Source organism: Nocardioides sp. CF8, from assembly GCF_000389985.1.
GTDB classification, from domain to species: domain Bacteria; phylum Actinomycetota; class Actinomycetes; order Propionibacteriales; family Nocardioidaceae; genus Nocardioides; species Nocardioides allogilvus.
Genome location: NZ_CM001852.1, coordinates 3,624,842 through 3,651,841, shown reverse-complemented (window position 1 = coordinate 3,651,841; position 27,000 = coordinate 3,624,842). Strand labels below are relative to the sequence as shown.

The 27,000-nt window shown below is 71.1% G+C and carries 26 protein-coding genes; 14 read left to right on the top strand and 12 right to left on the bottom strand.

Annotated elements, in window-relative coordinates; all coding sequences use genetic code 11:
• Window positions 1-143: 143 nt before the first annotated feature.
• Together CF8_RS17770 and CF8_RS17765 are read left to right on the top strand one after the other, a co-directional pair.
• A complete protein-coding gene (locus CF8_RS17770) occupies window positions 144-491 on the top strand; it encodes a YciI family protein (RefSeq protein ID WP_010834488.1) in 348 nt (115 codons plus the stop codon).
• A 64-nt stretch (window positions 492-555) separates the two neighbouring features.
• A complete protein-coding gene (locus CF8_RS17765) occupies window positions 556-1,776 on the top strand; it encodes an RNA polymerase sigma factor (protein ID WP_010834487.1) in 1,221 nt (406 codons plus the stop codon).
• Between the two features lie 53 nt (window positions 1,777-1,829).
• Here the strand turns inward: CF8_RS17765 and CF8_RS17760 are convergent, their stop codons facing one another.
• On the bottom strand, window positions 1,830-2,741 hold the full coding sequence (locus CF8_RS17760) for a GNAT family N-acetyltransferase (protein ID WP_010834486.1): 912 nt from the start codon (window positions 2,739-2,741) through the stop codon (window positions 1,830-1,832).
• 112 nt (window positions 2,742-2,853) lie between these two features.
• Here CF8_RS17760 and CF8_RS17755 point away from each other — a divergent pair, with 112 nt between their 5' ends.
• Window positions 2,854-4,611, top strand: a complete 1,758-nt coding sequence (locus tag CF8_RS17755; RefSeq protein ID WP_010834485.1) for a DEAD/DEAH box helicase — start codon at window positions 2,854-2,856, stop codon at window positions 4,609-4,611.
• Window positions 4,612-4,708: 97 nt separating this feature from the next.
• Here CF8_RS17755 and CF8_RS17750 read toward each other — a convergent pair whose 3' ends face one another.
• Both CF8_RS17750 and CF8_RS23530 read right to left on the bottom strand, forming a co-directional pair.
• Window positions 4,709-5,275, bottom strand: coding sequence for a YceI family protein (locus CF8_RS17750; RefSeq protein WP_051204260.1), 567 nt, complete (start codon window positions 5,273-5,275; stop codon window positions 4,709-4,711).
• 165 nt (window positions 5,276-5,440) lie between these two features.
• Window positions 5,441-5,566, bottom strand: coding sequence for a hypothetical protein (locus CF8_RS23530; protein ID WP_269634796.1), 126 nt, complete (start codon window positions 5,564-5,566; stop codon window positions 5,441-5,443).
• A gap of 375 nt (window positions 5,567-5,941) precedes the next feature.
• On the opposite strand from CF8_RS23530, the gene CF8_RS17745 reads away from it, so the two are divergent.
• On the top strand, window positions 5,942-7,381 hold the full coding sequence (locus CF8_RS17745) for an NAD-dependent succinate-semialdehyde dehydrogenase (RefSeq protein ID WP_232211528.1): 1,440 nt from the start codon (window positions 5,942-5,944) through the stop codon (window positions 7,379-7,381).
• On the opposite strand, the gene CF8_RS17740 is transcribed toward CF8_RS17745, so the two are convergent.
• A complete protein-coding gene (locus tag CF8_RS17740; RefSeq protein WP_010834482.1) occupies window positions 7,382-7,963 on the bottom strand; it encodes a TetR/AcrR family transcriptional regulator in 582 nt (193 codons plus the stop codon).
• 81 nt (window positions 7,964-8,044) lie between these two features.
• Between CF8_RS17740 and CF8_RS22090 the strand changes: the two genes are divergently transcribed.
• Window positions 8,045-8,557: an LIC_13387 family protein gene (locus CF8_RS22090; RefSeq protein ID WP_156887260.1), complete on the top strand. Its 513-nt coding sequence runs from the start codon at window positions 8,045-8,047 to the stop codon at window positions 8,555-8,557.
• Here CF8_RS22090 and CF8_RS17735 read toward each other — a convergent pair.
• Together CF8_RS17735 and CF8_RS17730 are read right to left on the bottom strand one after the other, a co-directional pair.
• Window positions 8,456-9,994: a glycerol-3-phosphate dehydrogenase/oxidase gene (locus CF8_RS17735; RefSeq protein ID WP_010834481.1), complete on the bottom strand. Its 1,539-nt coding sequence runs from the start codon at window positions 9,992-9,994 to the stop codon at window positions 8,456-8,458. The genes CF8_RS22090 and CF8_RS17735 overlap by 102 nt on opposite strands.
• Window positions 9,991-10,569: a TetR/AcrR family transcriptional regulator gene (locus CF8_RS17730; RefSeq protein WP_010834480.1), complete on the bottom strand. Its 579-nt coding sequence runs from the start codon at window positions 10,567-10,569 to the stop codon at window positions 9,991-9,993. Before CF8_RS17730 ends, CF8_RS17735 begins: the two co-directional genes overlap by 4 nt.
• 17 nt (window positions 10,570-10,586) lie before the next feature.
• On the opposite strand from CF8_RS17730, the gene CF8_RS17725 reads away from it, so the two are divergent.
• Together CF8_RS17725 and CF8_RS17720 are read left to right on the top strand one after the other, a co-directional pair.
• Complete coding sequence (locus CF8_RS17725; protein ID WP_010834479.1) at window positions 10,587-12,161, top strand: FAD-binding oxidoreductase; 1,575 nt, start codon at window positions 10,587-10,589, stop codon at window positions 12,159-12,161.
• The gene (locus CF8_RS17720; protein ID WP_010834478.1) at window positions 12,158-13,060 is read left to right on the top strand and encodes a diacylglycerol/lipid kinase family protein; all 903 of its coding nucleotides are present in this window, start codon (window positions 12,158-12,160) and stop codon (window positions 13,058-13,060) included. Before CF8_RS17725 ends, CF8_RS17720 begins: the two co-directional genes overlap by 4 nt.
• On the opposite strand, the gene CF8_RS17715 is transcribed toward CF8_RS17720, so the two are convergent.
• Window positions 13,050-13,745, bottom strand: coding sequence for a pirin family protein (locus CF8_RS17715; protein ID WP_036491372.1), 696 nt, complete (start codon window positions 13,743-13,745; stop codon window positions 13,050-13,052). The genes CF8_RS17720 and CF8_RS17715 overlap by 11 nt on opposite strands.
• Window positions 13,746-13,763: 18 nt before the next feature.
• Between CF8_RS17715 and CF8_RS17710 the strand changes: the two genes are divergently transcribed.
• The 5 genes from CF8_RS17710 to CF8_RS17690 are packed head-to-tail and all read left to right on the top strand — an operon-like array spanning window position 13,764 to window position 20,304.
• Window positions 13,764-15,107: a GH1 family beta-glucosidase gene (locus CF8_RS17710; protein WP_036491371.1), complete on the top strand. Its 1,344-nt coding sequence runs from the start codon at window positions 13,764-13,766 to the stop codon at window positions 15,105-15,107.
• A 31-nt stretch (window positions 15,108-15,138) separates the two neighbouring features.
• Complete coding sequence (locus CF8_RS17705) at window positions 15,139-16,209, top strand: sulfotransferase family protein (protein WP_036491368.1); 1,071 nt, start codon at window positions 15,139-15,141, stop codon at window positions 16,207-16,209.
• On the top strand, window positions 16,209-17,168 hold the full coding sequence (locus tag CF8_RS17700; protein WP_010834474.1) for a glycosyltransferase family 2 protein: 960 nt from the start codon (window positions 16,209-16,211) through the stop codon (window positions 17,166-17,168). Before CF8_RS17705 ends, CF8_RS17700 begins: the two co-directional genes overlap by 1 nt.
• Window positions 17,165-18,874, top strand: a complete 1,710-nt coding sequence (locus tag CF8_RS21195; RefSeq protein WP_010834473.1) for a hypothetical protein — start codon at window positions 17,165-17,167, stop codon at window positions 18,872-18,874. The genes CF8_RS17700 and CF8_RS21195 overlap by 4 nt, the downstream gene beginning before the upstream one ends.
• Window positions 18,871-20,304 (top strand): glycosyltransferase family 2 protein, encoded by a 1,434-nt coding sequence (locus CF8_RS17690; RefSeq protein WP_010834472.1) that lies wholly within the window; start codon window positions 18,871-18,873, stop codon window positions 20,302-20,304. Before CF8_RS21195 ends, CF8_RS17690 begins: the two co-directional genes overlap by 4 nt.
• A gap of 48 nt (window positions 20,305-20,352) precedes the next feature.
• Here the strand turns inward: CF8_RS17690 and CF8_RS17685 are convergent, their stop codons facing one another.
• A complete protein-coding gene (locus tag CF8_RS17685) occupies window positions 20,353-21,543 on the bottom strand; it encodes a nucleotide sugar dehydrogenase (protein WP_036491366.1) in 1,191 nt (396 codons plus the stop codon).
• A 108-nt stretch (window positions 21,544-21,651) separates the two neighbouring features.
• On the opposite strand from CF8_RS17685, the gene CF8_RS17680 reads away from it, so the two are divergent.
• On the top strand, window positions 21,652-22,650 hold the full coding sequence (locus CF8_RS17680) for a beta-ketoacyl-ACP synthase III (RefSeq protein WP_010834470.1): 999 nt from the start codon (window positions 21,652-21,654) through the stop codon (window positions 22,648-22,650).
• A 9-nt stretch (window positions 22,651-22,659) separates the two neighbouring features.
• Here the strand turns inward: CF8_RS17680 and CF8_RS17675 are convergent, their stop codons facing one another.
• Window positions 22,660-23,283 (bottom strand): DUF998 domain-containing protein, encoded by a 624-nt coding sequence (locus CF8_RS17675; protein ID WP_010834469.1) that lies wholly within the window; start codon window positions 23,281-23,283, stop codon window positions 22,660-22,662.
• Window positions 23,284-23,450: 167 nt separating this feature from the next.
• Between CF8_RS17675 and CF8_RS17670 the strand changes: the two genes are divergently transcribed.
• Window positions 23,451-24,059, top strand: coding sequence for a hypothetical protein (locus CF8_RS17670; RefSeq protein WP_036493530.1), 609 nt, complete (start codon window positions 23,451-23,453; stop codon window positions 24,057-24,059).
• Window positions 24,060-24,118: 59 nt separating this feature from the next.
• On the opposite strand, the gene CF8_RS17665 is transcribed toward CF8_RS17670, so the two are convergent.
• The 3 genes from CF8_RS17665 to CF8_RS17655 all read right to left on the bottom strand — a co-directional run bounded on the left by CF8_RS17665 (window position 24,119) and on the right by CF8_RS17655 (window position 26,985).
• On the bottom strand, window positions 24,119-24,394 hold the full coding sequence (locus CF8_RS17665) for a HesB/YadR/YfhF-family protein (protein WP_010834467.1): 276 nt from the start codon (window positions 24,392-24,394) through the stop codon (window positions 24,119-24,121).
• A gap of 81 nt (window positions 24,395-24,475) precedes the next feature.
• Window positions 24,476-26,458, bottom strand: a complete 1,983-nt coding sequence (locus CF8_RS17660) for an NADPH-dependent 2,4-dienoyl-CoA reductase (protein WP_010834466.1) — start codon at window positions 26,456-26,458, stop codon at window positions 24,476-24,478.
• Window positions 26,455-26,985: a PadR family transcriptional regulator gene (locus tag CF8_RS17655; RefSeq protein ID WP_010834465.1), complete on the bottom strand. Its 531-nt coding sequence runs from the start codon at window positions 26,983-26,985 to the stop codon at window positions 26,455-26,457. The genes CF8_RS17660 and CF8_RS17655 overlap by 4 nt, the downstream gene beginning before the upstream one ends.
• Between the last annotated feature and the right edge of the window lie 15 nt (window positions 26,986-27,000).

Genomic DNA, 27,000 nt, shown 5'->3' with positions numbered 1-27,000 from the left:
CGTCGCCGTTGGGTGGTCCGCCTGCTCTCGCCGGGGCCCGGCTGATCTGGAAAAAGTTTCCGCCGACCTGTCGTATCCGTGCCGACTCGTTCGTAGACATGATGAAGGCCCGCCCAGAGGGTCACCTACCAGGAGGAAATCCCATGCCGCAGTACCTGCTCTCCGTCGCGATCGACCCCACCGACGCTGTCCCCTCCCCCGAGGAGATCCAGCCGATCTTCGAGGCCGTCGACGCGTTCAACGACAAGGTCCGTGAGTCCGGCAAGTGGGTGTTCGCCGGCGGCCTCGAGGGCATCGACGCCGCGACGACCGTCGACGCCACCGGCACCGAGCCGGTCGTCACCGACGGTCCGTTCGCCGAGGCGAAGGAGTACCTCGGTGGCTTCTGGATCATCGAGGCGGCCGACCTCGACGAGGCGCTCGTGTGGGCCAAGGAAGGCTCGGCGGCGTGCCAGGGCAGGGTCGAGGTCCGGCCCTTCCAGTCCGCTTGATGAGCACCCCACGAAGTTCTTCTCCTCCGCTGCGCTCCCCCGAACAACATCGCGGGGACCCCGCATGAGCACCGACCTCGAGGCCGAGCTCACTCGCATCCATCGCGAGGAGTACGCCGCTGTGGTGGCCTCGCTCGTCCGGCGCTTCGGGGACATCGATGTCGCCGAGGACGCCGCGAGCGAGGCCCTCGTGGCCGCGCTCGAGCACTGGCCGACCTCCGGGATCCCCCCGAACCCCGGCGGCTGGCTGACCACCACCGCGACCCGCAAGGCGATCGACCGGATCCGCCGCGAGTCGAACCGTGACACCAAGCATCAGCAGGCAGCGATGATCATCGATCCCACACCACCCGCCGATCCCGGCGTGGTCGACGACGACCGGCTGCGACTGCTCTTCACCTGCTGCCACCCGGCCCTGTCGCCGGAGGCGAGGGTCGCCCTGACGCTCAAGCTGATCGGCGGCCTCACGGTCGAGGAGATCGCCGCGGCGTTCCTCGTCCCCGACACCACCATGGCCCAGCGCATCACCCGCGCCAAGCGCAAGATCTCCGATGCGCACATCCCCTACCGCGTGCCGCAGGCCGCCGACCTGCCCGCCCGCCTCGGCGGCGTGCTCGCGGTCGTCTACCTCATCTTCAACGAGGGCTACCTCTCCTCCTCGGGCGCCGACTCGATCCGCGACGACCTGTGCCTGGAGGCGATCCGGCTCGCACGGCTGCTGCGCGCACTCATCCCCACCGAGCCGGAGATCACCGGGCTGCTCGCCCTGATGCTGCTCACCGAGGCCCGCCGCCCGGCGCGGGTGGCCGGCGGCGAGCTCGTCACCCTCGGGGAGCAGGACCGTGGTCGGTGGGACCGCGACCTGATCGAGGAGGGGCACGCCCTGGTCCGCGACTGCCTGGCGATCAACCGGCCCGGGCACTACCAGCTCCTCGCCGCGATCAACGCCGTCCACACCGACGCGCCGGCCGCGGCCGACACCGACTGGGGCCAGATCGCGGCGCTCTACGACCAGCTCTATGTCGTGTCACCCACGCCGGTCGTCGCGCTCAACCGTGCCGTCGCGGTCGCCGAGCTCGACGGTCCCGTGGTCGCGCTCGCCGCGGTCGACCGGCTCGAGCTCTCGAGCTATCACGCGTGGCACGCCACCCGCGCCGACCTGTTGCGGCGGCTCGGCCGGAGCAGCGAGGCGGCGGCGGCGTACGACGCGGCGATCTCGGCCACCGACAACCCCGCCGAACGGGCCTACCTCACGCGGCGCCGCGGTCAGCTCTCCGCCGATTGAGCAGGCGCGCCAGCGCCCTGTCGAGATCAAGGCCGCTGCTCAACCGGCGGAGGTCAGAGCTCCACGCAGCGGTTGACCCACACGCCGGTCGTCACCATGCCGACCTTCTCGTAGAGCCCGAGCGCGCCGGTGCGCGAGTCGGTGCTCAGCTCGGAGGTCGTCGCGCCGTGGGCGCGCCCGGCGGCGAACGAGTCGACGAGCAGCGCCTGGGCGAGGCCACGGTTGCGCTGGTCCTTGCGGGTCCCGAGCCTCGAGATGTACGCCGTCCCGTTCTCGGACAGGAACACGATCGCCGCAGCGACGACCTCGCCGGCCGCGTCCGTCACGACGCGGGCGTTCCAGGGCTCGTATCCCGGACGCTGGAGCACCATCGCGGTGAACGCCTCGAAGGTCTCCCGCTCGCGCTCGGACCACTCGAGGAACGCGTCCTCCAGCACGTCGTGCAGCGCGACGAGGTCCTCCGCCCGGGCCTGGCCGACAGCGTGTCCCGCCGGCAGGTCGCGGTGCTCGATCTCCGTGCCTTCAGGCAGCTCGAGGATCCAGCTCGTCCAGCGGATGCGATAGCCGAGGTCGGCCATCAACCGGTCGCCGGCCGAACCCTCCGGCACCGGCATGCCGATCAGCGTGGCGCCGCGCGACTTCGCGTGCGAGCGCAGCCAGGCCGCCAGCCAGGTGCCGATCCCGCGGCCCCGGTGGTCGGGGTGGACGGCCGCGTCGACGCGGTCGTTCCTCATGTGCTCGGCATAGGCGACGAGGTTGCCATCGGCGTACACCCCGATCGACGACGCCGCGAGGTCATAGCCCGGCAGCGCCCAGTCACTGATCAGATCGGCCTCCTCGATGTCGACCGACCCGGTGTCGTGCTGCTCCTGGGCGGCGATGAGGTCGAAGAGGGCGCGGGACTCGGACGTCTCCAGCGGGCGCGTGGTGAGGCCCTCGGGGAGGGCGGTCTGGACTCCGGACATGAACCGATTGTGGAGCCGTCGGCGGTGCCTGTCGCCCGGTTTTCGCCACAGTGATGGGAATCGCCCCGGCGACGAAGCAGCCACTGGGCGTGATAACCACTACCGTTGCAGGGTGAGTGACCTTCCCCAGACCGACAGTCCCGACGCCAACGACGCCCCCCAGCTGACCTTCGCCGACCTCGGGCTGTCCCCGCAGGTGATGAAGGCGCTCGCCGACGTGGGCTACGAATCCCCGTCCGCGATCCAGGCCCAGACCATCCCGCCGCTCCTCGAGGGCCGCCACGTGGTGGGCCTCGCGCAGACCGGCACGGGCAAGACCGCCGCCTTCGCGCTCCCGATCCTGTCCCAGCTCGACCTCACGCAGAAGACGCCGCAGGCGCTCGTGCTCGCGCCCACCCGCGAGCTCGCGCTGCAGGTCTCCGAGGCGTTCGAGAAGTACGCCGCGCACATGAAGGGCGTCCACGTCCTGCCGATCTACGGCGGCCAGGGCTACGGCGTCCAGCTGTCCGCGCTGCGTCGCGGCGTCCACATCGTCGTCGGCACCCCCGGCCGGATCATGGACCACCTCGAGAAGGGCACGCTCGACCTGTCGGCGCTGCGCTTCCTGGTGCTCGACGAGGCCGACGAGATGCTGAAGATGGGCTTCGCCGAGGACGTCGAGACGATCCTGTCCGACACCCCCGACGACAAGCACGTCGCGCTGTTCTCGGCGACGATGCCCAGCCAGATCCGCCGGATCTCCAAGAAGTACCTCCACGACCCGGTCGAGATCACCGTCAAGAACAAGACGACGACGTCGTCCACGATCACCCAGCGCTACCTCATCTGCTCCTACCCGCAGAAGGTCGACGCGCTCACCCGCATCCTCGAGGTCGAGAACTTCGAGGGCATGATCGTCTTCGTCCGCACCAAGAACGAGACCGAGCTGCTCGCGGAGAAGCTCCGGGCTCGCGGCTTCTCGGCCATGGCGATCAACGGTGACGTGCCGCAGGTCCAGCGCGAGCGCACCGTCAACCAGCTCAAGTCGGGCAAGCTCGACATCCTGGTCGCCACCGACGTCGCGGCCCGCGGCCTCGACGTCGAGCGGATCAGCCACGTCGTCAACTACGACATCCCCACCGACACCGAGTCCTACGTCCACCGGATCGGCCGCACCGGTCGCGCCGGTCGCTCGGGCGACTCGATCGCCTTCGTGACGCCGCGTGAGAAGCACCTGCTGCGCGCGATCGAGAAGGCCACGCGCCAGCCGCTGACCCAGATGCAGATCCCGACGATCGAGGACATCAACTCGACGCGGCTCAACCGCTTCGACGACGCGATCACCGCGGCGCTGGCCGGCGACAAGCTCGACTTCTTCCGCGACATCGTCGCCCACTACATCTCCGAGCACGACGTGCCCGAGGTCGACGTGGCGGCTGCCCTCGCGGCGGTCATGCACGGTGACCACCCGCTCTACATGGAGCCGGAGCGCGAGCCCGCCCGTCGCGACTTCGACACCCGCGAGCAGCGCCCCGAGCGTGGCGGCGGCAAGAAGCCCGAGCGTCGCCCCCGCGGTCGTACCGACGTCGAGATGGCCTCCTACCGCCTCGCGGTCGGCAAGCGCCACAAGGTCGAGCCCCGCCAGATCGTCGGCGCGCTCGCCAACGAGGGTGGCCTCTCGCGCCAGGACTTCGGGCACATCGACATCCGTCCCGACTTCTCGCTCGTCGAGCTGCCGCGCGACCTGCCGCCAGGCACCCTCGACCGCCTGGCCGGCACCCGCATCTCCGGCAAGCTGATCGAGATCCGACAGGACGGCGGCGCACCGGCTGCCCGCAGCCAGGCCCGCTCCTCGTCGTACGGCGACAAGAAGCCGCGCCACAAGAGCTGACCGAGTCGGCACCACCGACTGCGCAACGAAGAAGCCCCGCCACTGACGTGGCGGGGCTTCTTCGTGTTCACGCCGACCCGGGAGTCGGCGGGGTGGATCAGGCGGACTTGATCGCCGAGATGTCGAACTCGAGCTTGACCTTCTCCGACACGAGCACGCCACCGGTCTCGAGGGCGGCGTTCCAGACGAGGCCGAAGTCCTTGCGGTTGACGGTGGTCTCACCCTCGAAGCCGACGCGGGTGTTGCCGAAGGGGTCGATCGCCGAGCCGGTCTGCTCGAAGTCGATCGCGACGGACTTGGTGACGTCCTTGATGGTCAGGTCGCCGGTGATGGTCCAGTCGTCACCGTTGCGCGTGACGTCGGTGGAGACGAAGCGGATCGACGGGTAGGTCTCGATGTCGAAGAAGTCGCCGGACTTGAGGTGACCGTCGCGGTCGGCGTTGCCGGTCTCGACCGAGGTGACGTCGATGGTCAGGTCGACCTTGGAGTTGGCGGGGGTCGCCGTGTCGATGTTGGCCGTGCCCTCGAAGGCGCCGAACTGGCCGCGGACCTTGGTCACCATCGCGTGACGAGCGACGAAGCCCAGGCGCGAGTGCGAGGTGTCGAGGGCGTAGTCGCCGGCGATGTCGGCGATGGCGGTGGTGGGGGCGTCGAACTGCGACATGGGGTTTCTCCTTGGGTTGATGAGCAGGTAGTACAACTTTCAACATACTTGCTCGTCAGGTATTCCCCAACGTCTGGAGAAAATTTCTCCGTACGGCGACAGGCACCCCGAAATGGAAGCGAGCCGCGACCCGATGGGTCACGGCTCACGAAGCGGGGACGGGTGTCAGGCAGCGTGCGCGACGGCAGCTCGGGGCTGACTCCAGCGTGCCTCCATGTGCGTGCGGCCGGCCTGGTCGGCGACCGGCACCCACGTGCAGACGAGCCCGCTGGTCATCGTGCTGTCCCTCATGTGACATCTCCTGTTCACTTTCTGTTCACCCAAGGTACCGCATCCCCACCAGAACGCCAAGAAATCGCCGAAATCGGCTTGTCCGCTCCACCCGGGGCGACGACGCGCGGGCCGATCCGGCGGGGCCGCTCCACCCCTGCGCTGGCAACGCTGCCGGGGGGCTTGCGGGGAAATAGGTGCGCGCCCCTTGCTGCATGGGGTCAGCAAGGGGCGCGCGAGAGGAACCTTCTCACCTCGCCGAACGAGGTGTCTTGAGATCGAGCGAAACAGCCTGGGTGGTGAGGACCACTTGCGCGATTTCGTCGTTCGCCTGACATCCGGCCGTCACTGAGCGCTCCCTGTCGGGGTGGGGAGGGCGGTGCCATGATGGGCCGCATGGAGCAGCTGCCTGAGCTTTTGTTCATCGACGGCGAGTGGCGCGAGGCCAATGACGGCGCCCGGTTCGACGTCGAGGATCCCGCCGACGGGAGCACCCTCGCGAAGGTCGCCGACGCGGGTGAGGCCGACGCCGCGGACGCGCTGGACGCGGCGGTCGCGGCCCAGGCTGCGTGGGCGGCGACCGCGCCCCGCGACCGTGGCGAGCTGCTGCGATCGGCGTACGAGCTGATCATGGAGCGCCAGGACGAGTTCGCCCGCGTCATCAGCCTGGAGATGGGCAAGCCGCTGGCCGAGGCGGCCGGCGAGGTGGCCTACGGAGCGGAGTTCTTCCGCTGGTTCTCCGAGGAGGCGGTGCGGATCCACGGTCGATGGATGTCCGCGCCCGACGGCAAGAGCCGACTGCTGACCGCCAAGCGGCCGGTCGGGCCCTGCCTGTTCGTCACCCCCTGGAACTTCCCGATCGCGATGGGCACCCGCAAGATCGGCCCGGCGATCGCGGCGGGCTGCACGATGATCGTCAAGCCCGCCTCGCAGACGCCGCTGACGATGCTCAAGCTCGCCGCGCTGCTCGACGAGGTCGGGCTGCCCGCGGGGGTCCTCAACGTCATCCCGACCACCGACCCGGGTCCGGTCGTCGGTGCGCTGATGGCCGACGACCGGCTGCGCAAGGTGAGCTTCACCGGCTCGACCGCGGTCGGCAAGCTGCTGGTCAAGCAGTCGGCCGAGAACCTCCAGCGCGTGAGCATGGAGCTCGGCGGCAACGCCCCCTTCCTGGTCTTCGCCGACGCCGACCTCGATGCCGCGGTCGAGGGCGCGATGCTGGCCAAGATGCGCAACATGGGCGAGGCGTGCACCGCGGCCAACAGGTTCCTCATCCACGCCGACGTCGCCGAGGAGTTCGCCACCAAGCTGGGGGAGCGGATGGGCGCGCTGCGGGTCGGGCGCGGTCAGGACGACGGCGTGCAGGTCGGCCCGCTCATCGACTCCGACGCCGTCGACTCGGTCAGCCAGCTCGTCACCGACGCCATCCACGACGGCGCCAAGGTGGTCGTCGGCGCTGAACGCCCCGCCGGGGCCGGTCACTTCTACCCGCCGACGGTGCTCGTCGACGTGCCCCCCGAGGCGCAGATCAACGTCGTCGAGGTCTTCGGCCCGGTCGCGCCGATCACCACCTTCACCACCGAGGACGAGGCGGTCGCGGCCGCCAACGGCACTGAGTACGGTCTCGCCTCCTACGCCTACACCCGCGACCTCGACCGCACCCTGCGGCTGGCCGAGCGCCTCGAGTTCGGCATGGTCGGCATCAACACCGGCCTGGTCTCCAACCCGGCGGCTCCCTTCGGCGGCGTGAAGGCGAGCGGGTTCGGCCGCGAGGGCGGTTTCGAGGGCATCGAGGAATACCTCGACACGACGTACGTCGCCCTGCCGGCGACCTAGTCAGGGCCGAGGTGCCAGTGCACCAGCGGTGAGGCGCTGCGCGACCGACACGAGGTCTGCGTGGTCGACCGACGCAGCGGCGTTGGCCCCGACCAGTCGGTCGAACAGGATCCCGTCCAGGGCCGCGACCAGCCAGTGGGCCCGGGCGGTCGCGTCGTCCGCGCCCATGGCGGCCAGCGCCTCGCCCACGCGGTTGCGGATCGTCAGTCCGCCGGCATGCAACCGGTCGGCGAGGTCGGGCCGCCGCAGCGCCTCCATCGACAGCTCGTAGCGCGCGATGTGGCGCTCGCGCCCGCTCGTCAGCCAGCGCTCGAGCAGGTCGGCCAGGGCGGCGGCCATCGTGTCGGCGTCGGCCGCGGCCACGAGCGGCGCCATGACGTCGAGGTCGACGTGGTCCTGGGCGACGAGGTCGTCGAGGCAGGCGCCCAGCAGGGCCGCGCGCGTGCGGAAGTAGTAGGACGTCGAGCCGGCGGGGACGGCCGCGGCGGTGTCCACCGCCCGGTGCGTCAGCCCGCGGGCGCCTGCAGTGGACAGCACCTGCAGCGCCGTACGGGCGATGAACTGACGACGGTCCTGCTCCATGCGCCGCACTCTACCGCCGTAGAGTTGTGGTGGTGACTCTACATCTATAGAGTCACCACCACCCCGACCCCAGGAGATCCGATGACCACGCGCACCCTCCGTTCGACCTGCACCGCCCTGATCGGCTGGCTCCTCGTCATCACCGGCGCCGGGCACACCACGCTCGTGGCGATCGGCAGCAGCGCGACGCCGTCACCGGAGGAGCGCGAGGTGCGGGCGCTGATGGCCGCGACCTCGATCCCGGTCGCCGGGATGGAGCGCTCCTACTGGGACCTCTACCAGGGCATGAGCCTGATGATGGCGCTGATGCTCGTCGGCCTCGGTGCGCTGGTGCTGCTCGCGAGGCGCCGCGCGCCCGGGCTGGTCGAGGACCCGCGGACAGCGCTGCTGCTGGCCGTCGTGCTGGTGCCGGCGGTGGCGCTCAGCGTGCTCCTGCTGCCGCCCCCGCCGATGGTGCTGCTCGGGCTGGCGGCCCTCGCCGCCGTCGTCGCGCTAGTGCGAGGTCCGCGCCAGCTCGAGCGCCCGGGCGGCGAGCGGCACGAGCAGCTCGCGATCAGCCGGGACCAGGCCGACGCGGGTACGGCGGTCGAGTAGGTCGTCCACGTCCACGGCACCTTCGTGCGTGACCCCGAAGATCAGCTCGGCCAGGGTCACCGGGACCAGGTCGGTCGCCGGGGCGAGGAGCTCCTCGTCGGACAGGCCACTGACGGCGCGCGCGTTGTCGAGCACGAGACCTGCGTCGGTGCCGAAGCGGCGTACGAGCCGGGCAGGCTCCTCGAGGCGGGCGAGCTCCGCGCGTGACGCAGCGCCGAGCAGCGGGGTGCTGGCCGTGACGCAGGGTCCGGCGACGAGCCCGGCGGCCTCGACCGCGGCGTCGACGGCGTCCTGGGCCATCCGGCGGTAGGTCGTGAGCTTGCCGCCGACGATGGTGATCACGCCGGTCTTGCTGGTGAGCACAGCGTGCTTGCGCGAGATGTCGGCGGTCGAGCCGTCGCCCGCGTCGATCAGCGGCCGCAGGCCGGCGAAGGCGCCGACGACGTCGCTGCGGCGCAGCGGCTGGGCCAGCGCGGCCGAGGCCACGTCGAGCAGGAAGCCGATCTCGGCCTCGGACGGCGTGGGCACGTCGGGGATGTCGCCGTCGACGGGCTCGTCGGTGAGGCCGACGTAGATCGTGTCGTCGGGCTGGGGGATGACCATGACGAAGCGGCTCGTCGAGCCGGGGACGGGCGCGGTGACCGTGACTCGCAGTCGCGGCAGGGTCGAGCCGCGGAGCACGAGGTGGGTGCCGCGACTCGGGCGCAGGGTGATCTCGTCGACCAGCTCGCCGGCCCAGACGCCGGTCGCGTTGATGACGGTCCCGGCGGTGATCGTGCGGGTCTCGCCGGTCAGCCCGTCGCGCAGCTCGACGCTGGTGCCGGTCGCGCTGAGCACGCGGGCACGGGTGCGGATGTGGGCGCCGCGGGAGGCCGCAGTGCGCGCGACCGTGGTGACGAGGCGGGCGTCGTCCTCGAGCTGGCCGTCCCACGACAGCAGCCCGCCGCGCAGGCCGTCGGTGCGGAGGCCCGGCGCGAGGCGGAGGGTCTCGGTGGCGGAGATCCTGCGCGGCTTGGGCAGCGTCTGGGCGGAGGTCCGCGCCGTACGCCGCAGCATGTCCCCGGCCCAGAACCCGCCGCGCGTGAGGGTGGCGGCGAAGGTCGAGACGCTCGACATCAGCGGCACCAGCATCGGCATCGCGCTGGTCAGGTGGGGGGCGGTGACCTGCATGAGGATGCCGCGCTCGACGGCGCTCTCGTGGGCGACGCCGACCTGGGCCTTGGCGAGGTAGCGCAGGCCGCCGTGCACGAGCTTGGAGGACCAGCGCGACGTGCCGAAGGCGAGGTCGTGGGCGTCGACGGCGAGGGTGCTCAGGCCGCGGGTGACGGCGTCGAGGGCGACGCCGGTGCCGGTGATGCCCAGGCCGATGACCAGCACGTCGACGTGGTCGGGCAGGTCGGCGGTGCCGTGGGAGATGCGGCGCTCGGTCGTGCTCATGGCGCCAGCACCCTTTCGATGAGGATGCGGGCCTCGGCGGCGAGGTCGTCCTCGGTCACGTCGTCGTCGACCATCGTGTGACCGCTGAACACGAACCCGTGGGCGGCGAGCACCAGGCTGCGGGCCATCACCTTCGGGTTGCCGGAGCGGATCGTGCCGGCGGCCTGGCCCTCGGCGATCGTGACCTCGATGACCTCGAGGATGAGGTCCTGGGAGCGGCCGCGCCGGTTGAGGAGATAGGGGAGCAGCAGCTCGGGGTCGAGCTCGACGATCCGCACGAACAGCTCGTTGTCGCGCAGTGCGCGGACCGTGGTGACGACCCGGTCGATGATGTCGGCATGGGGGTCGCCGGCGCTGACGACCGTGGCCCACTCGCGGGTCATCAGGTCGCCGAGGAGCTTCTCCATGTCGGGCCAGGACCGGTAGATGGTCATCCGCGACACGCCAGCTCTGCGCGCGACCTCGGTGAGGGTCGTGCGGCGCCAGCCCACGTCGAGGATGCAGTCGCGGGCCGCATCGAGATAGGCGTCGGTCGGAGAACTTTTGGCGGGGTCATTGTGACGAAGTGACGTCATGTGTCACACTGTAACACATGACCGAACAGATCGAGATGCATGCTCAGCGCTGGGGAGACCCCGCGGCCGCCACCTCCGTGCCTGACGAAGCGCGCGGACTGATCGAGCTCGCCTTCGGGATCAACGATTCCCCGGCCGTCTCCGGCGCGACCCCGCCGGCCCCCGCCATCGGTGCCGAGGCGCTCGCCGCGCTCGAGGCCGTCGTCGGTGCCGACCAGGTGATCGTCGACGACGCCGTCCGGGCCGTCCGCACCCGCGGCAAGTCGACGCCCGACCTGCTCAAGGCCCGCGCCGGCGATCTGTCCGACGCCCCCGACGTGGTCGTCCGCCCCGCCGACCAGGCCGAGATCGAGGCGCTGCTCGCCGTGGCCGTCGCCCACAACCTCGCGGTCGTCCCCTTCGGTGGCGGCACGTCGGTCACCGGTGGCCTCGTCGCTGCGCGTGCGGCGTACGCCGGAGTCGTGAGCCTGGACCTCGTGCGGATGAAGAGCCTGCTCTCCGTCGACAAGGAGTCGATGACCGCCACCCTCGAGCCCGGCCTGCGGGGCCCCGAGGCCGAGGCGCTGCTCGCCGAGCAGGGCGTGACCCTGGGCCACTACCCGCAGTCCTTCGAGTTCGCCACGATCGGCGGCTTCGCGGCCACCCGGTCCAGCGGCCAGTCCAGCGCCGGCTACGGCCGCTTCGACGCGGTCGTGGTCGCGATGACCGTGGTGACCCCGTCGGGCACCATCGCCGTCGGCTCGGCCCCGGCCAACGCCGCCGGCCCCGACCTGCGCCAGCTGTTCCTCGGCTCCGAGGGCGCGTTCGGCGTCATCTCCTCGGTCACGGTGCGCGTGCGCGAGCTGCCCGCCGTGAAGGAGTACGTCGGCTGGCGCTGGCCCTCCTTCGCCGCCGGCGCCACGGCCATGCGCACCCTCGCCCAGGCCGGCCTGCTCCCCACCGTGATCCGCCTCTCCGACGAGGCCGAGACCGCGATCAACCTCGCCGACCCGTCCTCCATCGGCGGCGCGGGCGACCCCGGCTGCATGATGATCACCGGCTTCGAGGGCACCCAGTCCGCCGTCGATGCCAAGCGTGCGGCCGTCACCGCGATCCTGACCGAGCTCGGCGGCACCGACCTCGGCGAGGAGCCCGGGCAGAAGTGGGCGCACGGCCGCTTCAACGCGCCCTACCTCCGCGACTCGCTGCTCGACCTCGGCGTGCTCGTCGAGACGCTGGAGACCGCGACGTTCTGGTCCAACCGCGAGCGGCTGTACGCCGACGTGAAGACCGCCCTCGAGACCTCGCTCGGCGAGGGCTCGATCGTGCTCTGCCACATCTCGCACGTCTACGAGACCGGCTGCTCGCTCTACTTCACGGTGGCGACCAAGGAGAAGGAGGACCCGCTGGCCCAGTGGGCCGCGGCCAAGACCGCCGCGTCCGACGCGATGATCGACGCGGGCGCCACCATCACCCACCACCACGCGGTCGGCACCGACCACAAGCCGTGGTTCGAGCGCGAGATCGGCCCGGTCGGCGTGCAGACGCTGCGTGCGGTCAAGGCCTCGCTCGACCCGTCCGGCATCCTCAACCCGGGAGTGCTGATCCCATGACGAGTGCACCGTCCTCGTTCTGCTTCCTGGTCAACCCGGCCTCCGGCGGTGGCGCCGCCCCCGAGGCCGTCGTCCCCGTCGCTCGCCGACTCCGTGACCAGGGCGCGAGCGTCGAGGTGACCTACTCGCCCGGCATCGAGGCGACCACGGCGCTGGTCGGCGAGGCTGTCGCCCGCGGCGACGTCGTGGTGTCGGTCGGTGGCGACGGGATGCTCTCATCGATCGCCGGGGCAGTCTCCCGGGCCGGTGGCACGCTCGGGATCGTGCCGGCCGGCCGCGGCAACGACTTCGCCAGGATGCTCGGCCTGCCCGCCGACCCGCTGGCCCAGGCCGACGTGCTGCTCACCGGCACGCCCCGCTCGATCGACCTGATCGCCTTCGGCGACCGCCTCGTGGCGGGCTCGGTCTATGCCGGGCTCGACGCGCGGGCCGCCGAGATCGTCGACCACGCGCGCTTCGTCCCCAAGGTGGCGCAGTACCCGCTCGCGGCTCTGCGGGCGCTGGCGACCTACACCCCGGCGACCTACCAGCTGACGATCGACGGCGTGTCCCACGTCTTCGAGGGCGCCACGGTCGTGGTCGCCAACTCGGCCTACTACGGCAAGGGCATGAAGATCGCCCCCGCCGCCGTGCTCGACGACGGGCTGCTCGACATCATCGTGATCGAGGCTGCGTCCCGGCGCGGACTGATGCGCTCACTGCCCAAGGTCTACCAGGGCGAGCACGTCGACAACGACCAGGTGCACGTCTTCACCGGCCGGGAGATCACCCTCTCGGCCACGTCGCGCCGGCCCGTTCCGATGGGCGGCGACGGCGAGGCGCTCGGCGTGCTGCCCACGCCCGACCAGGCGCCGGCAGCGATCTCGGTGCGCCCGGGAGCGCTCACCGTCATCGCCTGAAGTCCCAGACGAGCAGCTCGGTGTCGGCCTTCGCCTCGAAGGTCGCGCCGAGCTGATCCGTCAGGCGTACGGCGTCACCGGACCCCAGCTCCCGGTCATCGAGCGACGGGTCCACCAGCCGTCCGCCGCCGACCGCGACGAAGACGTGCTGGTGCGCGGCGTCGGGCAGCTCGACCGTCGCTCCCGGCGCCAGCCGCGCGATCCGCAGCGATGCTCCGCGGGTTCCGATGTCGAGCGCACCGGGGCCCACCACCGTGGTCAGCCCCGTGCCCGGGGCGACGTGCTCCGAGCGCCAGCGCGGCGGCGTACCCGACTCGTCCGGCCGGACCCAGGTCTGGATGAACCGCGTGGGACCGCTGGCCGCGTCGGCCATCTCGGCGTGCCGGATCCCGGAGCCGGCGCTCATGACCTGGACGTCGCCCGGCCGCAGCTCGTCGGTGTTGCCCGCGTCGTCGGTGTGGAGCAGGACGCCGTCGAGCACCCAGGTGACGATCTCGAGGTCGGTGTGGGGGTGGTCGGGGTAGCCGGCGGCAGGGTCGAGCAGGTCGTCGTTGTGGCAGATCATCGGACCGAAGCCGAGGTTGGCCGGGTCGTAGTGCGCGCCGAAGGAGAAGGAGTGACGGGTCACCCGTCCGTCAGCGGTTGTGATGAACCTGTTCGATCCGGCGTACACGGCGAGGGTCATGCGGATATCTTCGCGAACGTGAACGACTTCCCCCAGCTTCCCCCCGGATTCCGGTTCGGGACCAGCACGGCGGCCTACCAGGTCGAGGGTGCGGTGGACGAGGACGGCCGGGGCCCCAGCATCTGGGACACGTTCGCCGCGCAGGAGGGGCGCATCGTCGACGGCAGCTCCGGGGCCGTCGCGTGCGACCACTACCACCGCTTCGAGGAAGACATCGCGCTGATGAAGCGCCTCGGCACCACGACCTACCGGTTGTCGCTGAGCTGGCCGCGGATCCAGCCGACCGGTCGCGGCCCGGTCAACGAGCTGGGGCTGGCGTTCTACGACCGGCTGATCGACACGCTGCTGGCGAACGGCATCCAGCCGATGGTGACGCTCTACCACTGGGACCTGCCGCAGGCGCTCGAGGACGACGGGGGCTGGCTCAACCGCGGGACCGTCGAGTGCTTCGCCGCCTACGCCGCCATCGTGGCCGAGCACTTCGCCGACCGGGTCGAGCACTGGATCCCGATCAACGAGCCCAACGTCGCCTCGTTCCTCGGCTATGCCGTGGGGACGCACGCGCCCGGCCGGACCCTGATGTTCGACGCCCTGTGGGCCTCGCACCACCTCCTGCTCGCGCACGGGCGGGCCGTCATCGAGCTGCGCCGGCACGGCGCGACGAGCGTCGGGTGTGCCAACAACCATTCCCCCGTCTGGCCGGCCTCCGACGACGACGCCGACGTGGGCGCGAGCAAGCTCTTCGACGCGCTGTGGAACGGGATGTTCCTCGAGCCGATGCTGCTCGGGCGCTATCCCGCCGACCTGCTGCCGCTCCTCGACGGTCTCCCCGAGCCCGGGGACATGGCGACGATCCGCCAGCCGCTCGACTTCTACGGCGTCAACTACTACAACCCGATGCGCGTGGCCGCCGCTCCCGAGGACGCGGAGATGCCCTTCGAGTTCCGCGACGTCCTCGGCTACCCGGTCACCGACCGCGGCTGGCCGGTCGTGCCGGACGCGCTGCGCGAGTGGCTGATCATGTTCCGCGCCCGCTACCGCGCCGCGCTGCCGCCGATCATCGTCACCGAGTCCGGCGCCGCCTACGACGTCGCGCCCGATGCGGACGGCACGGTCGACGACCAGCCCCGCATCGACTACCTCGACGCGCACCTGCGTGCGGTGCAGCAGGCCATTGAGCGCGGCGTCGACGTGCGCGGCTACTACTGCTGGTCGCTGCTGGACAACTTCGAGTGGGCCGAGGGGCTCACGGCGCCGTACGGCCTGGTCCATGTCGACTTCGAGACGCTCCAGCGGACGCCGAAGAAGTCGTTCGACTGGTATGCCGGCCTGATCGCCTCCCAGGCGCAGGTCGAGGCCTGAACCGTCGGGTCGCGCCGATAGGCTGCGGAGCATGTCGAATCGCCGGGTCGTGTTCGTGGTCGGTTCGGGCCGCAGTGGCACGAGCACCATGAGCGGCACCCTCCAGACGCTCGGCCTGCACGTCCCGCAGCCGGAGGTCGTCGCCGACTCGACCAACCCCAAGGGCTTCGGTGAGCCGCAGTGGGTCGTCGACCTGCACCAGGAGCTGCTCGGCCGGTCCGGCGTGCAGGTCTCCGACGCCCGGCCGCGGGCCTGGCTCGAGGCCGGCAAGCTCAGCGCCGACCACGCCACCCGCGAGCGGGTGATCAGCTGGCTGGAGTCGCAGTTCGCCGACGGTGGCGACGAGCTCGTGATCAAGGACCCGCGCGCGGCCTGGTTCATGGGCCTGTGGCGCGCCAGCGCCGAGCGCTGCGACGCGACGTCGTCCTTCGTCACCATGCTGCGCCCGCCGACCGAGGTCGTCGGCTCCAAGAAGAAGTACTACGACCAGCGCCAGGGCGATGTCACCCGCACCGCTGCCTGGGTCAACATGATGCTGCACACCGAGCGCGCGACGCGCGGCGAGGCCCGCCGGTTCGTGCGGTACGCCGACCTGCTGGCCGACTGGACCCAGCCGGTGTTCGCACTGGGCGAGGCCTTCGACCTGCACTCCGTCAAGACGGCGATGGCCGGCGACATCGCGCAGGTGCACAAGTTCATCGACCCGTCGCTGCGCCGGGTCACGCTCACCTGGGACGACGTCGAGGTGCCGGCATCGCTGCGCGACCTCGCCGAGGAGACCTGGCAGACGCTCGATGGCCTGGCCACCGAGGGCGGCGACACCGCCGAGGCGCACGCCCACAGCGACCAGCTCCGGGTCGCCTATGACGAGATGTACGCCGACGCGGAGGCCTTCGCTCACTCGACGACGCTCGCCGCGCGCCGTGAGGGCTCGATCGCGACCCGTCGCGAGCTCGAGGCAGCCGGCGCCACCCGCCCGGGACCCGCGCCGGCCGGCCGCCGCGCCGACCGGGTGCCGCACGCCGTCCGGGCGATGGTGCCCGAGAGTGCCCGCCGCGGCCTGCGCAAGGCGCTCAACAGGCAACGCGGCCGGGAGGACTGATGTCTGTCCCGGACATCCCCTCGCTCGAGGGCCTGCCCGACTACGACGTCACGTGGCCGTGGAGCAGCGGTGAGCGTCTCGCGCCCGGACTCACCTGCGTCTTCCGGGTGAAGAACGAGGCCCGCAACCTGCCCTGGGTCCTGCCGCCGATCCTCGCCGCCGTCCAGCACGTGCTCCTGGTCGACAACGGGTCCGACGACGGCACCCTCGACGTCGCCCGGAAGATCGCGGCCGACTGCGGCGCGACCGAGCGGTTCACCGGCCTGAGCTATCCGCACCGCGTCGCGCGCGCCGGTGGCGAGCACCTCGCCACGCCCGCCACCAGCGTCCACTCGCTGACGCACTTCTACAACTGGTGCTTCAGCCAGGTCCGCACCACCTACTCGATGAAGTGGGACGGCGACATGGTGCTGACGCCCGAGGGCACGGGCATCCTGCGCGACCTGTCCTGGCAGCTGGAGTCGACGCAGACCATCGTCGCGATGCCACGGCACCCGCTGACCGTGGTCGACGAGTCGACCGGCTGGCTCGACCTCTCGTTGCGCTTCCTGGAGCCGTGGGTCTATCCCATGGGCCCGGACTTCACGTTCGTGAAGGCCTTCGACTGGGAGCTGCGTGAGTTCCCAGCCGCCACCGAGCGCCTCGTCCTCCAGCAAGGGCTGTGCGTGGAGGTCAAGTGGCTCGAGGCCGACGAGTACGCCCACTGGCGCAAGGACGGGGTGGACTTCACCAACACCCGGCTCTACCGCAAGCTGCGCGAGTTCGAGGTCGACGAGGCCATCCGTTCGGGCCGAGCCGAGGAGCTCGGTGGACTGGTCCGCGTGGACGCCCCGCCCGGCGTCCACATCATCGACCACGTGACCCGGACCTGGCTGCGGCAGCAACCGCGTCCCCTCGTCAAGCACTCGCTACCCGCGTCGCTGCGGGAACGGGCCCCCCGCACGGGAGCTCCTTCGTGACTCATCCCCTCGATGGCTTCACCTCTCCCGAGCCGCTGCTGGTGATCGGCGACGACGAGTCGTCCGCCGAGCTGGCCCCGGCCGGGGCCACGTTCACGACCTTGGCAGGAGCCACCGACATCGGCCGTGGCTGGAAGTCGGTCCTGTGGATGACGGCCGACCGCGCCACCCTCCGCGCCAAGGCGTCCGCCCTCCCGCGCGTGGGCCAGACTCGGGTCGTCGCGATCTGGCTGACCGACGCCACGGGCCCCCTCGTCGTGCAGCCGCGACCCGAGTGGCCGGCCATCACCAGCCTGATGGCGCGCGAGACACCCCGCGGTGTGCTCACGGTGCTCCGCTTCGCCCAGCCCGTCCCCGCCCACCAGGTGCTCGTCGAGTGCGCCCGGCAGGCGGCCGACGGTGACCGCGGGCACGGCGGTCTCGTCGTGGGCTACGCCGGCCGGACTGCCGCGGCGGGCCTCGACGTACGCGCTCCGCTGTTCGAGACCGCCGCCGCTGCGGGTGACGGGGAACGGGACGTGCCGCCGGACGTGGTCGTGAGCGCCACCCCGGGCGACCCCGAGGTCCACCACGTCATCGACCGCGCCCCGCTCGTCGTGACCGACCCGGGTCTCGAGCCCATCGACGAGCAGGTCGTCAATCCCCGCTGCTGGCGCAAGGACTTCGACGAGCCCGTCCGCGACCTGCCTGCCGCCCAACCCCTGACCGAGCAGGCGATCGGGGCCCTCCGTGGCGTCCAGGGCCTGCGGGTCGACCTGACGACGGCGGACCCGCGCACCGTCGCCGGTCTGGCGATGGCCGGTGTCCCGCTGCTCGCGACCGGCACCAACCCCCAGCTGAGCACGAAGCTCATCGAAGCCCTGGCCCACCAGCCGGACCTCGACGACCCGCTCGCCCGCGAGCAGCACAGCGTCACGAGCCGGCGAGCGGCCCTCGACACCCACTCCACCCTCGCCTGGCGTCGCGACCTCGCGGCCCGGGCCGGCGTCCGGTTCGTCGACCGGCCGAGGGTCAGCGTCCTGCTCGCCACCATGCGCCCGCACCAGCTCGACTTCGCGATGCGCCAGCTCTCCCGCCAGCAGGACGTCGAGCTCCAGGTCGTCCTCGGCACCCATGGCTGGAAGGTCTCCGAGGAGGAGGTCCGCGCGCGCCTCCCAGGGCACGACGTCGTCGTACGGCCGCACGCGAAGGACGCGTTCTTCGGCGACGTGCTCGACGACGCCGCGACCGTGGCCGACGGCGACGTGCTGCTGAAGGTCGACGACGACGACTGGTACTCCCCGCACGCCGTCCACGACCTGCTCCTCGCCCGCCGCTACACCGGCGCCGAGGTGGTGGGCATGCCCAGCGAGTTCGTCTTCCTCGAGGAGCTCGGTGTCACGGCCCGCCGCAACCACCCGACGGAGGTCTTCAACCGCTTCGTCGCCGGCGGCACGATCATGGTCGACCGCCAGGTCCTGCGCAGCGTGGGTGGCTTCCGCCGCGTTCGCCGTTTCGTCGACGCGCAGCTGTTGAACGCGGTCGAGGCGAGCGGTGGCCGGATCTACCGCACCCACGGCCTCGGCTACGTCCTTCGCCGTACGGCGAGCGGGCACACCTGGCAGTCGGACCCCGAGTCCTTCCGTCGGCCCGAGATCCTCGAGCGCGAGTGGCCGGGCTTCCACGCCCCGCCCGAGCTCGTGATCGAGGAGGGCGACCTGCCATGAGCCAGCCCCTCATCCGCCGCAACGAGTGGCGGGCGCTGCCGACGCGCGAGCTCGGCGCCTGGACGCCGACCCTGAGCGTCAGCGTCGTCATCCCGACCTGGAACGCCGAGTCGACGCTGCCGCTGGTGCTCGCCGGACTCGCCGCCCAGACCTACCCGGCCCACCTCGTCGAGGTCGTCGTGGTCGACGACGGCAACCCGACCCCGGTGACGCTGCCCGAGGTCCGCCCCGACAACACCAGGATCGTCCGGGTCACCGAGGGCTGGGGGCGCGCCAACGCCTGCCACACCGGCGCGCTGGCCAGCGACGGCGACGTCATCCAGTGGCTCGACGCCGACATGCTCACGTTCCGCGAGCACCTCGAGGCGCAGCTGCGCTGGCACCACGAGATCGACTACGCCGTCGTGCTCGGCACCAAGCGGTTCGTCGACCCCGCGCCGCTGGCGGGACGATCCGCTGGTGACATCAAGAGCGCGGTGGCGTCCGACGAGATCGCCACCACCTGGGACTGGGACGCGGAGGAGACCCACAAGTGGGTCGAGGGGATGTGGCGGCGCACCGACGACCTGACCCTCGCCGGACCGCGCGCCTTCCGCGCCCACGTGGGGGCGACCGGCTCGTTGACGCGCGAGCTCTACGACACCTCGGGCGGTATGGCGACGAGCCTGCGCCTCGGGGAGGACATGGAGCTCGGGCACCGGCTGGCCGAGGCGGGGGGAGTGCTCATCCCGGAGCACGCGTCGCGCGCCTGGCACCTCGGGCGCACCCACGTCATGGAGCACCGCGACCAGATCAACCGCTACAACGACGCCTTCCTCGCCAACCTCGTGCCGACCATGCGGCCCAAGCGCAACCGCCGCGGGCGGCGCTACGACGTGCCGTTCCTGGAGGTCGTGCTGGACAGCCGCGGCCGGGGCGCCGACGAGGTGATCGGTGTCGTGGACGCCGTGCTCGACTCGTCGCTGGACGACCTGCGCGTGGTCGTCCTCGGTGAGTTCGACGCGCTCACCGACGCCCGGCAGTCGCCGCTCGGCGACCCGCAGCTCGAGGAGCGGATCGTGCACCGGACCTACGCCGGTGACCAGCGCGTCGAGCTGCTCGACTCGCTGCCGCCCGGGCGCTGCCGCTCCGCGTGGCGGCTCACCCTCGACGACGTGGCGAACGCCCCGACCGCGGACGCGATCGAGGCGCTGCTGGACGACCTGGAGCAGCACCACGACGGGGCCGCGGTCATCGACGGCGTGGGCCGGCTCGAGCGCACGGCCGCGGTCGAGCGGGTGCGCCGGGCGCACACCGACGTCACCGACGAGCGGCTGCAGGCGGCGTACGGGATGATCCGGCTGACCGCACGAGACGCCGGCTGGGTGCAGCGGAGCGAGCGGGACGTGCCGCGCTACGAGGGCAAGCTGAAGCGGCCGCTGGATCGTTGAGCAACTTCGCGAAGTTCATTTACGTCAATGAATTTCCCGGAAGCTCGCTCAGTCCGAGCCGAAGAGGTCGCGGGTGTAGACCTTGTCCCGCACGTCGTCGAGCTCGGGCGCCATCCGGTTGGCGACGATCACGTCGGCCTTCGCCTTGAACTTGTCGAGGTTCTTGTAGACCTTCGAGCCGAAGAACTTCCCGTCCTCGTCGAGCTGGTCCTCGTCGAGCTCGGGCTCGAAGACGACGACCTTGACGCCCTTGGACTTGATCCGCTTCATGATCCCCTGCACCGAGGACTCGCGGAAGTTGTCCGAGCCGGCCTTCATCAGCAGCCGGTGGATGCCGACGACCTTCGGCTGCCGGTCGAGGATGTCGAAGGCGACGAAGTCCTTGCGGGTGGTGTTGGAGTCGATGATCGCGTTGATGAGGTTCTGCGGGACCTCGGAGTAGTTCGCGAGCAGCTGGCGGGTGTCCTTCGGCAGGCAGTAGCCGCCGTAGCCGAAGGACGGGTTGTTGTAGTGAGAGCCGATCCGCGGGTCGAGGCCGACGCCGTCGATGATCTGGCGGGAGGAGAGCCCGCGCGAGAGGGCGAAGGAGTCGAGCTCGTTGAAGAAGGCCACGCGCATCGCGAGATAGGTGTTGGCGAAGAGCTTGATCGCCTCGGCCTCGGTGGGCTCGGTGAACAGGAGCGGCACGTCGTCGACGTCGGCGCCCTTCACCAGCAGCTCGGCGAAGCGGCGGGCGCGCGAGCTGTCCTCGCCGACCACGATCCGCGACGGGTGCAGGTTGTCGTGGAGGGCGCGGCCCTCGCGCAGGAACTCCGGACTGAAGATGAGGTTGTCGCAGCCGAGACGCGAGCGCACGTCGTCGACGAAGCCCACGGGGATCGTCGACTTGATGACCATCGTCGCGTCGGGCGCGAGGCGCATGACGTCGGCGATCACGGCCTCGACGGAGGCGGTGTTGAAGTAGTTGGTGACCTCGTCGTAGTTGGTCGGCGTCGCGATGATGACGAACTCCGCGCCGGCATAGGCCTGCGCCGGGTCGGTCGTGAACGTCAGGGCCAGGTCCTCCTCGGCGAGGAAGCGCGAGATGTCCTCGTCGTGGATCGGACTCTCGCCGGAGCGCAGCTGCTCGATGCGTGCCTCGTCGAGGTCGAGGCCCACGACCTCGTTGTGCCGCGCGAGCAGGCACGCCATGGACAACCCGACATAGCCGAGCCCGGCGACGGCGATCTTCGTGGTCATGGCGCCCATCATCCCTGACCGCGGGTGACCAGCGCGGTCGCCATCCGGTGAACAATCTCCCGCGCCCGAGGCAACCCGCGGGTCGGACGACGTGCCTATGCTCGCAGCATGACCATCCAGCAGACCTCCGAACTCACGCACGCGGCGATGCTCGGCCTGGGTGTCTATCGCCCGGAGCGGGTCGTCACCAACGCCGAGATCTGCGAGGTCCTCGACTCCGACGACGAGTGGATCCAGTCCCGGTCCGGGATCAAGACCCGTCGCTTCGCCGGCTCGGAGGAGACCCTGATCGGTATGGCGACAACCGCCGCCGAACGCGCGCTGGCCGTCTCCGGCGTGAGTGCCGACCAGCTCGGCTGCGTCATCGTGGCGACCTCGACCCACCCGGAGCACACACCCGCCTCGGCGCCGCAGATCGCCACCCGGCTCGGGTCGACCGCAGGGGCCTTCGACGTCTCGGCGGGTTGTGCGGGCTTCTGCCACGCGCTCAACCTGGCGTCCTCGATGGTCCGCTCGGGCGCCGAGACCCACGTGCTGGTGATCGGGGTCGAGCAGCTGAGCCGCTTCATGGACCCCACCGATCGGGGCACGGCCTTCATCTTCGCCGACGGTGCGGGCGCGGTGGTCGTGGGACCGGCGGAGGCGACCGGGATCGGCCCGACGGCCTGGGGGTCCGACGGTTCGAAGGCCCACGTGATCAACCAGAGCCCGAGCTGCCTCGGCGCGCATGCCGACACCCCCGTCGTCCAGATGGAGGGTACGGCGGTGTTCCGCTGGGCGCCGTTCGCGATGGCCGAGGTGGCGCACGAGGCGCTCGCGAGCGCCGGAGTCACCGTCGAGGACCTCGACGCCTTCATCCCGCACCAGGCCAACCTGCGCATCACCCAGACCCTGTCGCGCAACATCAAGCTCCCCGAGTCGGTCGCCGTCGCCACCGACATCGTCGACTCCGGCAACACCTCCGCCGCCTCCGTCCCGCTCGCGATCGAGGCGATGCTCCGCAACGGTGAGGCGAAGCCCGGCGACCTGGCGCTGCTGATCGCCTTCGGCGCAGGCCTCAGCTATGCGGGCCAGGTCGTGACGCTGCCGCCCGTGGCCGGCGGTTGAGGAGGTCGCTCAGCGACCGTCACGAAACCCTGCCCGCCGCTGACTCCACGCCCACCCGGCGAGCCCGAAGAGCACCGGCCACAGCGCGAGGCGCTCGAGCGCGCCGGCCGCGGCTCCGTCCTCCCCGGTGAGCACGAACCCGACCGCTCCTGCGGCGGTGACCACGCCGGTCGCGAGCAGGGCCTGGGCGAGTCGCGGCTGGCGGTGGCGGAGGCGGTGTCCGAGGCCCATCAGCGCGAGCGGCTGCGCCACGAACAGCGGCGTCGCCGCGATGGCATGCAACGTCGCGTCCCGGTCGAGCGGCGCGAGACCCGTCGCGACCGAGCTCACGCCCGAGACCACGAGCAGGCCCGTGACCCACGGCCCGAGCTCCCTGTTGGACAACCACGCGCCGCCGGCCAGCAGCACCCCGAAGCCGACGAACGAACCGTTCATCACCTCGTGCCGCGGGGACGCATATCCGTCGGACGACCCGACCTCGCCCAGCTTGCTCACCGAGTCGGCGACGAAGCTGTAGCCGCCCGTCGTCGCGGCGGCCGTGATCAGCTCGGTGACGATGTAGGCCGGCCGCGCCATCAGCGCGAGCGCTCCCCAGCGGGCGGCGCGGTCGGGTGGTGCTTGGTCCGTGGGCATGGCGCCACCGTAGATGCCGCCTCCCGGGCGACCGGGTCGGACAGGCCGTGCGCTACCCGGCACGGAAGTGCCCCAGTCAGGGGATTCCTCCGCAGGCGGGTCGGAGTAGCGTCGAAAGATCGCCTCGGGTGCCCGGGGCACGGGGGCCGAGACGCATGGAGGACGACATGTTCGTGCAGGTTTTCCAGGGCCCGGTGTCGGATGCCGGGCAGGCACGCGCGCAGATGGATCGATGGATGAGCGACCTGGCTCCCGGAGCCGAGGGGTGGCTGGGCAGCACCGGAGGCGTGACCGACGACGGCACCTTCATCGCGCTGGCCCGCTTCGAGTCCGAGGAGGCCGCGATGCGCAACAGCGACCGCCCCGAGCAGGGCGAGTGGTGGTCGGGGATGGAGGCGTTGTTCACCGGCGAGCCCGAGTTCCGCAACAGCTCCGACGTGGAGGTGGACACCCCGGGTGACCCGGCGACGGCCGGCTTCGTGCAGGTGATGCAGGGCAGGTCGACCGACCCCGGTCGGGTCCGCGAGCTGATGGCGCAGGACCCGACGGACTGGGCGAGCTTCCGCCCGGACATCCTCGGCAGCGTGTCGGCGAACCACGAGGACGGTGAGTGGACGATGTGCCTCTACTTCACGTCCGAGGAGGCCGCGCGCGAGGGCGAGCAGAAGGAGCCGCCGCCCGAGCTGCAGGCCATCATGGAGGAGATGGGCTCCCTCAACGTCGGGGAGCCGACGTACTACGACCTCCGCCAGCCGTGGCTCGACGGGCCGGGCTGACATGAGCGGAGTCCTGGGCCTCGCAGCGAGGCCCAGGACTCCAACGGTGGTGCTGTGGGTCAGGTCTGCTGACCCAGCGCGAACTGGATGTTGCCCTGCTCGTCGACGCCGCCGTCCAGGACCTTGTCGGCCAGCAGCTCGGAGGCCGGCGGGTCGATGAAGACGGTGGCACCGTCCTGCTCGACCACCTGGTCGTCCTGCTGGGCCTGTTCGGCCGGACTGACCGACAGGGACTGCCCGTCGGCCTCAGCAGAGATGCGCAGGCCGGAGATCTCCGGCACTTCCGCAGCGAGCTGCTTGACGATCTCGGTCACGTTCTCGGTGAGAGCAAGCATGGCTCTCCCTTCCGAAATGGAGAATGTGTCCCCGTCACCATTGCTCGGATCCGCCGTGTGGACAAGTCGCGCGCCGCGGCCCTACAGCGCGGCGACGACCTCGGTGGCCTGCTTGATCGCCCGCTTCGCGTCCAGCTCGGCGGCGACGTCGGCCCCACCGACGAGGTGTCCGCCGACCGCGTCGTAGAGGTCGCGTACCGACTCCTGACCTGCGCAGATCACGACGTCGTCGCACTCGATGAAGCGCGCCTCACCGTCGACCGTGATGTGCAGGCCTTCGGGAGTGATCCGGTCGTACGTCGCCCCGCGGACCTGCGCCACACCCGACTGCTTCAGCACGGCCCGGTGGGCCCAGCCGGACGTCTTGCCCAGCCCGATGCCGATCGGCGTCTCCTTGCGCTGGACGAGCGTGACCTCGCGTGCGGCGGAGCGGGCCTTCGGGGTGGTCAGGCCGCCGGCGTGCAGCGTGGGGTCGCCGACGCCCCAGTGCGCCATCCACTCGTCGAGGCTCTCCTCCTCGTGGGTGAGGAAGACGCTCATGTCGACGCCGATGCCGCCGGCACCGATGACCGCCACGCGGCGACCGACCTCGACCTTGCCGGAGAGCACATCGGCGTACGACACGGCGTGCTCGATTCCCTCGATGGCCGGCATGCGTGGGACGACGCCGGTGGCGATGACGGTGTGGTCGAAGCCGGCGAGAGAGGCGGCGGTGGCGGCGGTGCCGAGCCGCACGTCGACGTCGAGCGCGTCGAGGCGCGCGGCGAAGTAGCGCAGCGTCTCGGCGAAGTCCTCCTTGCCGGGGATCTGCATGGCGAGGCGGAACTGGCCGCCGATCTCGCTGGACTGCTCGAACAGGGTGACCGCGAAGCCGCGCTCGGCGGCGTTGACCGCGGCGGCGAGGCCGGCCGGGCCGGCACCGACGACCGCGACGCTGTGGCGCGTGCGGGTCGGCAGCAGGATCAGCTCGGTCTCGCGCGCGGCCCGCGGGTTGACCAGGCAGGAGGCCAGCTTGTTGGCGAAGACGTGGTCGAGGCAGGCCTGGTTGCAGGCGATGCAGGTGTTGATCTCCTCGGCCCGGTCGTCCCTCGCCTTGGCGACGAAGTCCGGGTCGGCGAGCAGCGGCCGGGCCATCGACACGAGGTCGGCCTCGCCCGACGCCAAGATGTCGTCGGCCATCTCCGGGGAGTTGATCCGGTTGGAGGCGCAGACCGGCACGCCGGCGACCTCCTTGAGGCGGGCCGTCGCCGAGCGCCAGGCGCCGCGCGGGACCTGGGTGATGATGGTCGGGACGCGCGCCTCGTGCCAGCCGATGCCGGTGTTGAAGACGCTCACGCCGGCCTCCTCGAGCTCACCCGCGAGCTCGACGACCTCGTCCCAGCTCTGGCCGCCCTCGACGAGGTCGAGGAGCGAGATCCGGTAGATGATCGGGAAGCCCTCGCCCACCAGCTCGCGCGAGCGGCGGACGATCTCGATCGGGAAGCGCATCCGCTTCGCGGCGCTGCCGCCCCAGGCGTCGGTGCGCTCGTTGGTGCGGGCGGCGAGGAACTGGTTGATGAGGTAGCCCTCGGAGCCCATGATCTCGACGCCGTCGTAGCCCGCCTTCTTCGCCAGCGCGACCGACTTGGCGAAGTCGGTCGCGGTCCGGTCGACCGCCTTCGTCGAGAGGGCGGAGGGCTTGAACGGCGTGATCGGCGACTTCTTTGCCGACGCGCTGACGCTCAGCGGGTGGTAGCCGTAGCGGCCCGCGTGCAGGATCTGCATCGCGATCGCGCCGCCCTCGGCGTGCACCGCGTCGGTCACCCGGTGGTGGCGCGCGGCCTGCAGGCGCGTGGTCAGCTCGGACGCGAAGGGCTTGAGCCAGCCGCGCTTGTTGGGGGCGTAGCCGCCGGTGATGATCAGCCCGACCTCGCCCCGCGCGCGCTCGGCGAAGTAGGCCGCCAGCTTGTCGATGTCCCAGGGCTTGTCCTCGAGCCCGGTGTGCATCGAGCCCATCACGACGCGGTTGCGCAGCGTGAGGTCGCCGATGGTCATCGGGGCGAGGAGATGCGGGTAGGGGGTCATGCGTGGGCCTCCAGGTATTCGTTGAGCCAGCCGATCCAGAACTCCTCGAGGCGGATGCCACCGCGCAGGACGAGGTACTGGTCGAGGTCGGGTCCGGCCAGGTCGGCCGGGACGGGGTAGTCGCGCTTCTCCAGCTCGCGGTAGTGCGCCAGCCGCGTCTCGTGGTCCCCGAGGGTCTCGCGCACCCGTCGGAGCAAGGCCGCGCGTTCGCCGTACGACGCAGCGCGGAGCTTGACCGCGAGGTCGCTGCGGAAGGCCTCCATCGGGAGCGGCTCGACCAGCCAGTCGGCGAGCACCTGCGCCCCCGTGGGCGAGACGGCGTAGACCTTGCGATCGGGTCGGCCGCTCTGCGCGACGGTCTCGACGCTGAGCCAGCCGTTGGTCTCCATCCGGCCGAGCACGCGGTAGATCTGCTGGTGCGTGGCGTGCCAGAAGAAGCCGATCGACTTCTCGAAGCGGCCCGCGAGCTCGAGGCCCGATCCCGGGCGCTCGGAGAGCGCGACGAGGAGCGCGTGTTCGAGGGCCATGCCGGGGATCGTGCC